The sequence below is a fragment of the Brevundimonas sp. genome (genome assembly GCF_041688735.1).
Lineage (GTDB): Bacteria > Pseudomonadota > Alphaproteobacteria > Caulobacterales > Caulobacteraceae > Brevundimonas.
Map to the genome: position 1 here is coordinate 34,172 of NZ_JBDNHO010000001.1, position 11,404 is coordinate 45,575.

Annotated in this window: 9 protein-coding genes and 2 pseudogenes; 7 read left to right on the plus strand and 4 right to left on the minus strand. The window is 66.4% G+C overall.

Translation table 11 applies throughout. From position 1 onward, the window contains the following. The first annotated feature begins 52 nt into the window (after positions 1 to 52). From ACESMO_RS00180 to ACESMO_RS00195, 4 genes are all read left to right on the plus strand, one after another. Positions 53 to 2,242, plus strand: a complete 2,190-nt coding sequence (locus ACESMO_RS00180; RefSeq protein WP_372706158.1) for a prolyl oligopeptidase family protein — start codon at positions 53 to 55, stop codon at positions 2,240 to 2,242. Positions 2,243 to 2,393: 151 nt separating this feature from the next. Then, on the plus strand, positions 2,394 to 4,619 hold the full coding sequence (locus ACESMO_RS00185; protein WP_372706159.1) for a prolyl oligopeptidase family protein: 2,226 nt from the start codon (positions 2,394 to 2,396) through the stop codon (positions 4,617 to 4,619). Between the two features lie 79 nt (positions 4,620 to 4,698). After that, the gene (locus tag ACESMO_RS00190) at positions 4,699 to 5,718 is read left to right on the plus strand and encodes a UbiA family prenyltransferase (RefSeq protein WP_372706160.1); all 1,020 of its coding nucleotides are present in this window, start codon (positions 4,699 to 4,701) and stop codon (positions 5,716 to 5,718) included. 11 nt (positions 5,719 to 5,729) lie between these two features. After that, positions 5,730 to 6,623 (plus strand): DUF3298 domain-containing protein, encoded by an 894-nt coding sequence (locus ACESMO_RS00195; protein WP_372706161.1) that lies wholly within the window; start codon positions 5,730 to 5,732, stop codon positions 6,621 to 6,623. Between the two features lie 12 nt (positions 6,624 to 6,635). Here ACESMO_RS00195 and ACESMO_RS00200 read toward each other — a convergent pair whose 3' ends face one another. Genes ACESMO_RS00200 through ACESMO_RS00210 form a run of 3 tightly spaced genes read right to left on the minus strand, consistent with a single transcriptional unit; the run spans position 6,636 to position 8,211 of the window. Then, positions 6,636 to 7,565 carry an alpha/beta fold hydrolase gene (locus ACESMO_RS00200; protein WP_372706162.1) on the minus strand — a complete coding sequence of 310 codons (930 nt, stop codon included), beginning with the start codon at positions 7,563 to 7,565 and terminating at the stop codon, positions 6,636 to 6,638. Between the two features lie 41 nt (positions 7,566 to 7,606). After that, positions 7,607 to 7,804, minus strand: coding sequence for a helix-turn-helix transcriptional regulator (locus ACESMO_RS00205; protein WP_372706163.1), 198 nt, complete (start codon positions 7,802 to 7,804; stop codon positions 7,607 to 7,609). Continuing rightward, a complete protein-coding gene (locus ACESMO_RS00210; RefSeq protein WP_372706164.1) occupies positions 7,804 to 8,211 on the minus strand; it encodes a hypothetical protein in 408 nt (135 codons plus the stop codon). The genes ACESMO_RS00205 and ACESMO_RS00210 overlap by 1 nt, the downstream gene beginning before the upstream one ends. A gap of 166 nt (positions 8,212 to 8,377) precedes the next feature. Here ACESMO_RS00210 and ACESMO_RS00215 point away from each other — a divergent pair, with 166 nt between their 5' ends. The 3 genes and pseudogenes from ACESMO_RS00215 to ACESMO_RS00225 all read left to right on the plus strand — a co-directional run bounded on the left by ACESMO_RS00215 (position 8,378) and on the right by ACESMO_RS00225 (position 11,281). After that, positions 8,378 to 9,325, plus strand: a complete 948-nt coding sequence (locus ACESMO_RS00215) for a fatty acid desaturase family protein (RefSeq protein WP_372706165.1) — start codon at positions 8,378 to 8,380, stop codon at positions 9,323 to 9,325. A gap of 22 nt (positions 9,326 to 9,347) precedes the next feature. Then, positions 9,348 to 9,503 (plus strand): annotated as a pseudogene (locus tag ACESMO_RS00220) (methyltransferase); the annotation flags it as partial. A gap of 125 nt (positions 9,504 to 9,628) precedes the next feature. Then, complete coding sequence (locus ACESMO_RS00225; protein ID WP_372706166.1) at positions 9,629 to 11,281, plus strand: AbgT family transporter; 1,653 nt, start codon at positions 9,629 to 9,631, stop codon at positions 11,279 to 11,281. A gap of 17 nt (positions 11,282 to 11,298) precedes the next feature. Here the strand turns inward: ACESMO_RS00225 and ACESMO_RS00230 are convergent. After that, positions 11,299 to 11,404: pseudogene (locus ACESMO_RS00230) on the minus strand (transposase); the annotation flags it as partial.

An 11,404-nucleotide genomic window follows, 5' to 3' on the forward strand; every position in this document is an offset into this window, starting at 1 on the left:
GACCCCTGTCCGTCGTTAAGGTGCCCGCCGACATTCAGTCGGGGACCCGATCATGATCCGCAAAGCCGCGCTCGCCGCCCTTCTCGCTTCCACCGCCCTCACGAGCGCCGCCATGGCCCAGACTGCAGCGCCACCCCCCGCACTCGCCGAGGTTCCCGGTGGTGGCTTCGCGACTTCGGACGCGACCGATCCCTATCTGTGGCTGGAAGAGGTTGACGGCGAGCGGGCCATGGCCTGGGTCAACGAACAGAACGAGCGTTCGCTGGGCGTGCTGCGCGGCGACCCGCGCTATGAGACCCTGCATCAGCAGGCGCTGGAGATCGTCCAGTCGCGTGACCGCATCCCGGCTCCCGGCTTCAACCACGACGGTACGATCGACAATTTCTGGCAGGATGCGACCCATGTGCGCGGCATCTGGCGCACCACGACCCTGAACAGCTATCGGACTGACGCGCCGCAGTGGGAGACCATCCTGGACTTTGATGCCCTGGCCGCAGCCGAGGGCAAGAACTGGGTCTACAAGGGTGCGACCTGCCTGCCGCCGCAGGAGACCCGCTGCCTTGTCTCCCTGTCGGACGGCGGCAAGGATGCCGTAACCATCCGCGAGTTCGACCGCACCACCCGCACCTTCGTCGAGGGCGGTTTCGTGCTTGAGGAATCCAAGGGCGGGGCCTCGTGGGTGGACGCGGACACCCTGCTGATCTCGCGCGACTTCGGCCCGGGCACCCTGACCAGTTCGGGCTATCCGATGATCGTCAAGGTGCTGACGCGCGGCCAGACCGTGGATCAGGCGCGCACGGTGTTCACCGGCCAGCCGACAGATGTCTCGGTGTCCGGCTACACGCTACGCGACGTAGACGGCTTGGTGCAGGCGACCCTGATCAACCGCGGCGTCAGCTTCTACGAGGGCGAGACGCACCGGCTGAATGCCGACGGCACGACGACGAAGCTGGAGCTCCCGGCCAAATCCAGCATCAACGCCCTGGTCCGGGGACGGCTGGTATTCACTACCGATCAGGACTGGACCGCCCCGTCGGGACAGGCGTTCCAGACCGGCGACGTGATCGCCTATGATCTGCAGTCCTGGCTGGCTGATCCGGCCGTGCAGGCGGCGTTGGTGATCAGGCCTGGGCCGCGCGAGGCGATCGAAGGCATCACCGCAACCCGCAACCGGCTGGTTGTGACGCTGTTCGAGAATGTGCGCGGGGCGGTCTATTCCTTCGATCCGAACCAGGGCGCCGACGGTGACTACTGGAGCCGGACGCAGCTGGATCTGCCCGAGAACGTCAGCGTCGGCGTCGGTTCGGCGTCCGACCGGGACGACCAGTTGTTCGTCAGTGTCACCGGCTACCTTAACCCGTCCAGCCTGTGGCTGGCCGACGCGGCGACCGGCTCGCTGGACCAGACCAAATCCCTGCCGGCCAAGTTCGACGCCACAGGCATGACGGTGGACCAGTTCGAGGCGACCTCGGCCGACGGGACGAAGATTCCGTATTTTGTCGTCCACCGCGACGCCATGGCCATGGACGGCTCCAATCCAACCCTGCTGTACGGCTACGGCGGCTTCCAGGCGTCGCTGCTGCCGGGCTATTCGGCCACCGTCGGCAAGTTGTGGCTGGAGCGGGGCGGGGTCTATGTCATCGCCAACACGCGCGGCGGCGGCGAGTTCGGGCCGCGCTGGCACCAGGCGGCGCTGCAGGAGAACCGGCAGCGGGCGCACGAGGACTACCAGGCCGTCGCGCTGGACCTGATCGCGCGAGACATCACCAGCCAGCCGAAGCTGGGCATCATGGGCGGCTCCCAAGGCGGGCTGTTCATGGGGGCGATGCTGACCCAGCGGCCAGACCTGATCAACGCCGCCGTCATCCAGGTGCCGCTGTTCGACATGCTGCGCTTCCACAAGCTGCTCGCCGGGGCCAGCTGGATGGCGGAATACGGCAATCCGGACATTCCGGAGGAGCGGGCGTGGATCGAGGCCTATTCGCCGTATCAGCGGCTCGCGGCCGGCCAGCCCTATCCCGAGGTCTTCATCCACACCTCGACCAAGGACGACCGCGTCCACCCCGGCCACGCCCGCAAGGCGGCGGCGCGGCTGGAAGAGCTCGGCTATCCGGTGCTGTTCTATGAAAATACCGACGGCGGCCACGCGGCGGGGGCGAACCTGCGCGAGACCGCCCGTCGGCTGGCGCTGGAATACACCTATCTGACCCGGCGGCTGATGGATGATCCGGCGGCGGAGTAACGAAAAATCCTCCCCCATCGGGGGAGGGGAACCGCCGGAACGGCGGTGGAGGGGGCGACCCACCCACCGGCTTTGGCGGCCAGCCCCCTCCACCATCCTTCGGATGGTCCCCCTCCCCCGATCGGGGAGGACCAGAAACGCGGAGTTTGCCATGAACCGACTGATCCTGTCCGCCGCCATCCCGGCGCTGTTGTTGGGGGCCTGTGCGAGCGGGCCGGCCCCGATGGAGGTTCCGGCGCTGAGCGTGGCCGATGTTCCGCGGCCGCTGCAAACCCAGCCGCCGCACATGCCGACCGATCTGACGCCCGCCGGGGTCCGTGCCGCCGACGATCATCTGGCGCTGGAAGACGTGCACGGCACCGAGGCCATGGCCTTCGTCGCCGGTGAGAACGAGCGGTCGCTGGCCGCCCTGACCGGCGACCGGCGCTATGAGACCTTCCGCCAGCAGGCGTTCGACATCCTGTCGGCCACCGACCGGATTCCGTCGCCGTCATTCCTCGGCGAAGGGATCGGCAATTTCTGGCAGGACGCGGCCAATCCGAAGGGGATCTGGCGGCGCACGACGCTGGACGGCTATCGCTCGGCCGCGCCGCGCTGGGAGGCGATGCTGGACCTCGACGCCCTGTCGCGGGCCGAGGGTCGGGACTGGGTCTGGAAGGGCGCGGACTGTCTGGCCCCCGACGAAACCCGCTGCCTGATCAGCCTGTCTGACGGCGGCAAGGACGCGGTGGTCGTGCGCGAGTTTGACACCGCTGCGAGATCATTCGTGGACGGAGGATTCGTCCTTCCCGAGGGCAAGCATCGGCTGGAATGGCTGGACCGCGACACGCTTCTGGTGGCGACCGACTTCGGTCCGAACACCCTGACCGAGAGCGGCTATCCCTTTATCGTGAAATCGCTGAAGCGCAGCCAGACGCCGGGCCAGGCGACCGAGGTCTATCGCGGCGATATCGGCGATGGGGGCTATGGGGTCAGTCCTTCGGTGTACCGCAACAAAGACGGCGCGGTTGAGGAGGTGCTGTTCACACGGCCGCTCGACACTTTCCGCGCCGAGACGTGGCGCTGGGTCGATGGTCGGGCCGTCAAGCTGAACCTGCCCGAACGCGTCGGCGTCCATGGCAGCATGGGCGGCCAGTTGGTCTTCTCGCTGGATGAGGACTGGGCCATCCCCGGCGGGACCTTGCCCGCCGGGGCGCTGGTCTTCGCCAGCCAAGACCGGCTGTCGCAGCCGGAGATGGTCTCGACCAACGGCGACCCGGCCGTGGTGTTCGCGCCTGGCCCGCGCCAGTCGATCGACAGCGTGCGGGTGATGTCGGACAGCATTCTGGTCGTGGTGTCGGACAATGTCGTCGGCACCCTGAAGCGCTTCAATTTGGTCAGCGACAGGCGGGGTCACTCCGAATGGCGCGCGACTGATATCGCGGTTCCGGCGAACAGCGCCGTAGGACTGGGCGACAGCTCCAAATCACGCGGCGAGGTCTTCGTCTCAACCCAAGGCTTCCTGACGCCACCCACCCTCAGCGTTGCCGAGATCAGCACGGCGACCGTCACCGAGCTACGCAGCGCCACCGCCAAGTTCGATGCCTCCACCCACGTCGTCGAGCAGTTCGAGGCCGCGTCTTCCGACGGAACGAAGATTCCCTACTTCATCACCCGCCCGCGTGACCTGCCGATGAACGGCCAGGCCCCGACCATCCTGTTCGGCTACGGTGGCTTCCAGATCAGCTTCCCGCCCGCCTACAAGCCAGAAATGGGCAAGCTCTGGCTCGAGAACGGCGGCGTCTTTGTCCAGGCCAATATCCGCGGCGGAGGCGAGTTCGGCCCGGCGTGGCACCAGGCGGTGCTGAAGGAAAACCGTCAGCTGGCGTTCGACGATTTCGCGGCCGTGGCGGCCGACCTGCACGCGCGCGGCATCACCTCGCCGCGCCGCACGGGCATCTACGGGCGTTCAAACGGCGGTGTGCTGACCTCGGTCTCGATCACCCAGCATCCGGAGCTGTTCAATGCGGCGGTGATCGAGAGCCCGCTGATCGACATGCTGCGTTATCACGAACTGCCCGCCGGGGCCTCGTGGATCGGCGAATACGGCGACCCGCGCATCCCTGAAGAGGCGGCCTTCATCGCCCGCTACTCGGCCTATCAACAGCTTCGTCCGGACACGGAATATCCGCGCGTTTATATCACCACCAACACCCGAGACGACCGCGTCCACCCCGGCCACGCCCGCAAATTCGCCGCGCGGCTGGAGGCGCAGGGCCACGACCACCTCTATTACGAGGAGACGGCGGGCGGGCACTCCAACGACGCCGACCCGGTCGCCAACGCCCGTCGCTGGGCTCGGCACTACGTCTATCTGAGCCAGCAGCTGATGGACTGACGCCCGCGCGCCTTCTCCCGCAAGGGCAGAAGGCGCGGGCCCACTTCCCGCCGCCGCGCAACACGTTACAACCGTCGTCATGACGTCCGACCCCCTCCCCGACGCCGGCTCCAACTGGGTCGATCGCCATGCGCCGGAGGGGCTGAAGCCTTGGCTGAAGCTGGGTCGGTTCGACCGGCCGATCGGCATCTGGCTGTTGCTGCTGCCCGGCTGGCAGGGGATCGCCCTGGCCCTGGGCCAGTTTCGAAAGGCGCCGGACCTGTATGACGTCTGGCTGATCGCAGGCTTCGCCATCGGTGCCTGTCTGATGCGGGCGGCCGGGTGCGCCTTCAACGACATCGTCGACCGCGACATCGACTCGAAGGTCGCCCGCACCGCCCTGCGCCCTATCCCTTCCGGCCAGATCAGCGTCAAACAGGCTTGGACCTTCGTGGTGGGGTGCAGCCTGATCAGCCTGCTGATCCTGCTGACCCTGAACAGGACCGCCATCTTGCTGGGCGTCGGCTCGCTGGCGCTGGTGGCCGCCTATCCCTTCATGAAGCGTATCACCTGGTGGCCGCAGGCATGGCTCGGGCTGACCTTCAACTGGGGTGCCCTGATGGGCTTCGCGGCGGCCTGGTCGATGGAGGCGAAGGTCGCTCACGCGCGCGCCACGACAGCGGACCTGCTGGGCCCGACGGCCCACGACGTCTATGTCGTTTCTACCACACCGGATTGGCTGCCCGCAGCCTTGCTCTACCTTGGCGGCGTTTTCTGGACGCTGGGCTACGACACGATCTACGCCCTGCAGGACATCGAAGACGACGCCATGGTCGGGGTGAAGTCCTCGGCGCGGCGGCTGGGCGCGAACGTCAGTCCGGGCGTGACCTTGTTCTATCTCTTCGCGGCGGCCTGCGCCGGTCTGGCGGGGCTGTCCGCCGGGCTGGGTCCGCTGTTCTACGTCGCGGTCGCCGCCTATGCTGCCCACCTGATCTGGCAGGTTGCGTGGCTGCGCCCGGGCGACGGCGCGCTGGCGTTGCGGCTGTTCAGGTCCAACCGCGAGGCGGGACTGATCCTGCTTCTCGCCATCATCCTGGGCAGTGTAAGGTGGCCGGTCTGAAGGAAATCCGCATGACCCCGTCCTTTACATCAAAGGCCCGCCTGCTGCTGATCTCGACCGTCACCGTCGCCTTTGCAGCCCTGACGGGATGCAATCGCGACCGGGAAGACGCCGGGACGCCTCGGCCGACGGCCACGGCCTCCGCCACTGTGACCACCCGCGACGCCGCCGCGCCGATGGGTTTCGAGAGCAAGAGCCCTTGGGCCGAGGTCAAGCTGACCCTGCCCGAGGCGATCAAGCCGCAGACCGACTTGCACGCCCGCCTCTATGCCGAGGAGGTCCGCCGCCTGCGACAGTTCTCGGAAGGCGCCCAGGGCGAGCGGACGGAAGCAGGTAACGACGTCACCATGCCGCCCTACGCCAAGGACATCGCCATTACCGCCGCGGCCGAGACTGCCAAGCTGCTCAGCCTCAAGCGGGTCGACTACGATTTCTCAGGCGGGGCGCATCCCAACACCCTCATGGCCGGCCTGCTGTGGGACAAGGCCATGAAGCGCCAGATCGGCCTGACCGACCTGCTGCAGAAGAGCGCCGATTTCAGCGTGCTGGATCAGGCCCTGTGCTCGGCGGTCAACGCCGCCAAGCGGGTCCGCGTGCCGGACAGCAGCGGGATCACGCTGGACGGCAAGGACTGGTCCTGCCCACGCGTCCGCGACACCGCCTTTGTCCTGACCCCTGGCAGCGTCTCGGGCAAGGCGGCGGGCCTGACCTTCCTGATCGGGCCGTATCTCGTCGGTCCCTATGCCGAAGGCGCTTATGAGATCGCCCTGCCGCTGACCGTATTCCGCTCGATGCTGGCCCCGGCCTATCTCGGCGAGTTCGGAGGGCAACTGGCCAAGGCCGGAGACCTGACGCCGATCGCGGCACCGCTGCCCGCCGCAGCGGCCGTCGGATCCGCGCGCTGACGCCGTCGAGGCTCAGTCCATCAGAAACTGGTCGATGAGGTCGCCGAGCCGCTCGGGCTGGTCGGCCATGATGAAGTGGCGGCTGTCGTCGACCCGGATCAGCGTCACCCCCGGCAGGGTGGCATAGTCCCGGCCCCACAGCCCGTCGGCCATCCCCGCCGGAGCCCCGCCGTCGGCATCCGAGGCGTAGACCGCCCAAACCGGCGTCGTCATCGCCGCCAGTCCGGGCCTCAGATCCGTGGTCATAACCTCGCGAATGGCGGACGCCATGGCCTGACGATCAGAGGTCATCGACCATTCCACCATGGCCGTCCGCGTCGCCGGGTCCCGCGCCAGACCGATCGCTGTCTGGCTCTGCTGGGCCCGGAAAGCCGTCGCGTCGGCCGTGAGGAATCCCGCGGCTGCCTGGTCCGCGAACGGCGGCGCCGCCTGCGCCGTGACCTGCGGGCCGTACATGGCGCTGAAGAAGGGCAGGCTGTCGACGCTCATCACCCGACCCGGAAGGTCTGGATGCTGTTGCGCCAGAAGCAAGGCCGTCATGCCGCCCATCGAATGTCCGATCACCGCAGGCCGCTCCAGCCCCGCATCCCGGATATAGCGGACCAGTTCATTGGCCACCGGCTGAACGAACGGCCCGTCGCCGTGGGTCCACGGCTCGCCCGCGAACCCGGCCAGTTGCACCAGATGCACCCGGTGCGTCGCGTTCAGCCGCTCGGCCTCGGCCCGCCAAACCTCGCGCGACGAGGCGAAGCCGGGGATCAGGATGACATCGGGGCCGGACCCGATCACCTCGACCGACAGCCGGTCCGAGACAAAGGCCGCGTGGGCGACCGACTGCGCCGGTTCCGCTTGAGCGGCAAAGGCGACCGCTCCGGCTCCCAGGGCGACAGCGGAAGCGATGGCGAAGGCGCGCAGCAGGCGCCCACCGCCGGGACGGGACATGAACATCATCATTTTTCTTGTAAGGTTATCCTGACTTCTGGTCAGGCGTGGGGATTATCGAAAATCTCTTCCACTGGACGGGCGAACAGCACGGCGATGCGATAGGCCAGGTCCAGCGACGGATCGTGCTTCTCTGTTTCAAGGGCGTTGACCGCCTGGCGCGACACCCCCAGCGCCTCCCCCAACTGTTGCTGGGTCCAGTTGCGCTCGACGCGGAGGAGTTTGAGGCCGTTCTTCATCAGTTCGACGCCTTGATGAAGGGGGTCACGCATCCGAAGATGCCCCAGAAGGCGGCATAGATCAGCCAGCCCGGCAGATGGGGGGCGTCGGCGAAAGTCTCGGCGAATCCCCAGAACGTCGCCAGCGCCATGGCCAGGCCGGCGGAGACGATGAACTGTTTGGCGGTCACTGCGCCGACGAACTCATCGCTTTCCCGTATCAGGCTAACGGTGGCCCAGAGTTGACCGATCACCGGAGCGGACACGGCGGCGGCCAGTATCCATCCTGCTGGCTTGCCGATCACTTCATCAAACACGTCCGTGACCATCATCGAGATCATGACCAGCATGTACGGGATCATGAATGCGAAGGTGCGGATCACATATCTTCTGTGTGCGGCCGTTCCGGTTTTCCAGACGTTCAGCATGATAGCATTCTTCCTCTAAATGTAATGCATACCTTACATTGTCAGTGTGTCATGTCAACCTGACTTTTAGTAAGGTCGGCGCGACACTGTCGGCGATGGAGCGCGTGAAAGCTGGTACGGTCCGCGAGCAGTAGAGTCAGCAACCTGACACGGGTATGCTGGCCCCATGCCCGCCGCACCCCGCGCCCGTCCGTCCGATCTGTTCACGCCCGAGGAGTGGGCACCGTTCCAGATGCATCGCGCTTGGGCCGGCCCGCTGTTGGTCGCCCATTGCTGGGCCGCGATCGCGCTGGCGGTCGTGGTCGGAACGCTGTGGCCCCTCCTGATACCGGTTTGCGTCGCTGTCATCGGCACGCGCCAACTGGGCTTGGCCATACTGATGCACGAGGCGGCGCACGGCGGCCTATCACCGGACAGACGGGTGAACGACTTTCTCGGCCATTGGCTCTGCGCCGTCCCGGTCGGTGCCTCGTTGCAAGCCTATCGCCCCTACCATCTGGCGCACCATAAATACGCCCAGCAGGCCGAGGACCCCGATCTGGTCCTGTCGGCCCCCTTCCCCGTCACCCGCGCCTCCCTGCGCCGCAAGATCGTGCGCGACCTGACCGGCCAGACCTTTTTCAGGCAGCGGGTGCTGTTCGCCCTCGGAGGACTGCGCTCAAGCGGGGCAGGGGGTGATAGCGGCGCGGAAAGCGCCGGAGGGGCGGTGGTCACCGGCCAGTCCGTCGTACCCTTCCTGCTGGTCAATGCCGCACTACTGCTCGTCCTCACCTTCGCCGGGGTCTGGTGGGCGTATCTTGTGCTCTGGCTGCTGCCTATGGCGACCTGGTTCCCGATGGTCACCCGGCTGAGGAACATCGCCGAACACGCCTGCGTGGAAGGCTCGGACGCCGATCCTTTCCGCGCCGCTCGCACCACCCACGTTGCCTGGTGGGAGTGCGCCTTCATCGCCCCCTACTGGGTCAATTTCCACGCCGAGCACCACCTGTTCATGCACGTGCCATGCTGGAAGTTGCCTGCGTTGCACCGGGCGGTCAGGAACAAGCCGCAAGGCGAGCGGATGGAAGTGGCTGGGGGCTATGGCGACGTGCTGAAGAGCGCGGCGTCGCGTTGATATTGCTTCTGGGTGATCTGACCTGACCCGTATCCCCGATCCCGCCGCCTTCATCCTCGCCAACACCCGCCTCCAGCCCGTGCCGCACGTGCCGGAGATTTCCCTAGGGCTGGCCGACGAGATCACGCCCATCTGGCGGCTGACCGAGGAGGAACTGGGCGAGATGGGGGTGCCGCCCCGTTCAAACCCGCGCGTGAGCCTACGTTCGATTACGATTCGTTCTCACTCCACTCTCGATTCGACAGACGCGCCCGACCGTTGCAATAACTTCCCGAAAGCGCGTGCAGAATGAGGGTGAAACGCATGGGTGTGGCCAATTGGTTGCTGAACGGGGTGGAGAAGGCAGGCAACAAGCTGCCCGATCCGGTGTTCATTTTTGTCTGGCTGATCGCCATTCTGATGGGGATCAGCGTCCTGGGGTCCCTGCAGGGCTGGCAGGTCGTCAATCCCGTGACCCAGGACGTCATCCAGGCTCAAAGCCTGTTCTCATCCGAGAACATTCGTAAACTGTTCGAGGAGATGCCCAAGACCCTGACGAGCTTCGCGCCGCTGGGCTATGTTCTGGTCGTCATGCTGGGCGCCGGCGTGGCCGAGCGCACCGGCCTGTTCGGCTCGGCCATGAAGGCCGGCATACGCAAGGCACCGAAGGGACTGCTGACGCCGATCGTGCTGTTCGTCGGCATCGTCGCCAACCACGCCGCCGACGCGGCCTATGTGGTGCTGATCCCCCTGGCCGCCGCCATCTATGCGGCGGCGGGTCGCCATCCGGTCGCCGGCATCGCGGTCGGCTTTGCCGGGGTCTCCGGCGGTTTTTCGGCCAATATCTTTCCTGGCCAACTGGACGCCCTGCTGCTCGGGATCACCGAGCCGGCGGCCCAGTTGATTGACCCGGCGTTCACCATCAACATCGCCGGCAACTGGTGGTTTATCTTGGGTATGACCCTGTTGTTCGTGCCGGTGGGCTGGTGGGTCACCGACAAAATCGTCGAGCCGCGCCTCGGCGTCTGGACGCCCTTCGCCGGAGCGCCGATCGAGGACGCCGAAAAGCCGCTTGAGCGCCAGGAGAGCAAGGGTCTGCTGTGGGCCGGCCTGGCCGCGCTGCTGGTTATCGGCCTGTTCGCCTGGCTGGTCCTGTCGCCCGGTGCCCCGCTGATCGACCCCGAGGCCGAGACCGGCGCCGCCCGATTGCAGCCCTTCTACAGTTCGCTGGTGGCCGCCTTCTTCCTGTTGTTCCTGCTGACCGGTACCGCCTACGGGATCGCCGCGAAGACGGTTAACAGCCATCGCGACATCGTGCGGATGATGTCCCAGGCCATGTCAGACATGGGTCCCTACATCGTCCTGGCCTTCGTGGCGGCCCATTTCGTGGCCATGTTCAACTGGTCCGGTCTCGGCCCGATCATAGCCGTGGCCGGGGCCGAACAGATTCGCGGCCTGTCGGGCATCGAACCCGGCTCGACCGATCCGATCGGCGCGGGCCAGCTGTTCGTCCTGCTGGTGACGATCGTTCTGGTCAGCGGGCTGATCAACCTTTTTATCGGCTCTTCCTCGGCCAAATGGGCCTTTCTGGCCCCGATCCTGGTCCCCATGCTGATGCTCGTCGGGGTCAGCCCCTACATGACCACCGCCGCCTATCGGATGGGTGATTCGACCACCAACATCATCACCCCCCTGATGGTCTATTTCCCGCTGATCCTGACCTTCGCCCAGCGCTGGGTGAAGGATTTCGGTCTGGGCAGTCTGATGGCGGTGATGCTGCCCTACTCCGTCGCCTTTTCCATCGTCGGGGCCATCCTCACGGGAATCTGGGCGGCCGCGCAGATCCCGCTGGGACCGGGCGAGGGCGTCACCTACCAGCCGCCAGCACCGGTCGAGGCGGTCCAGCCCCTGTCCGGTGCTGTGGTCGTCACCGCGCCGCCCGGGATCGCTGTCGTAACGACACCCCCGGCGAGGTGAGGCGCAGCATGTTTTTTTAGCCGCCCGGTAAGCCACATCATCTCGACATTGCGCCCGGCCTCGCGCTCCAGCCGCCGGCTCGACGAGATCAGGTTGATGTAGCCGTAGACGTAGATCTTCATG

Coding starts and splice junctions, on each gene's coding strand:
- ACESMO_RS00180 (WP_372706158.1), top strand. CDS start 53: ATGATCCGCAAAGCCGCGCTCGCCGCCCTTCTCGCTTCCACCGCCCTC.
- ACESMO_RS00185 (WP_372706159.1), top strand. CDS start 2,394: ATGAACCGACTGATCCTGTCCGCCGCCATCCCGGCGCTGTTGTTGGGG.
- ACESMO_RS00190 (WP_372706160.1), top strand. CDS start 4,699: ATGACGTCCGACCCCCTCCCCGACGCCGGCTCCAACTGGGTCGATCGC.
- ACESMO_RS00195 (WP_372706161.1), top strand. CDS start 5,730: ATGACCCCGTCCTTTACATCAAAGGCCCGCCTGCTGCTGATCTCGACC.
- ACESMO_RS00200 (WP_372706162.1), bottom strand. CDS start 7,565: ATGTCCCGTCCCGGCGGTGGGCGCCTGCTGCGCGCCTTCGCCATCGCT.
- ACESMO_RS00205 (WP_372706163.1), bottom strand. CDS start 7,804: ATGAAGAACGGCCTCAAACTCCTCCGCGTCGAGCGCAACTGGACCCAG.
- ACESMO_RS00210 (WP_372706164.1), bottom strand. CDS start 8,211: ATGCTGAACGTCTGGAAAACCGGAACGGCCGCACACAGAAGATATGTG.
- ACESMO_RS00215 (WP_372706165.1), top strand. CDS start 8,378: ATGCCCGCCGCACCCCGCGCCCGTCCGTCCGATCTGTTCACGCCCGAG.
- ACESMO_RS00225 (WP_372706166.1), top strand. CDS start 9,629: ATGGGTGTGGCCAATTGGTTGCTGAACGGGGTGGAGAAGGCAGGCAAC.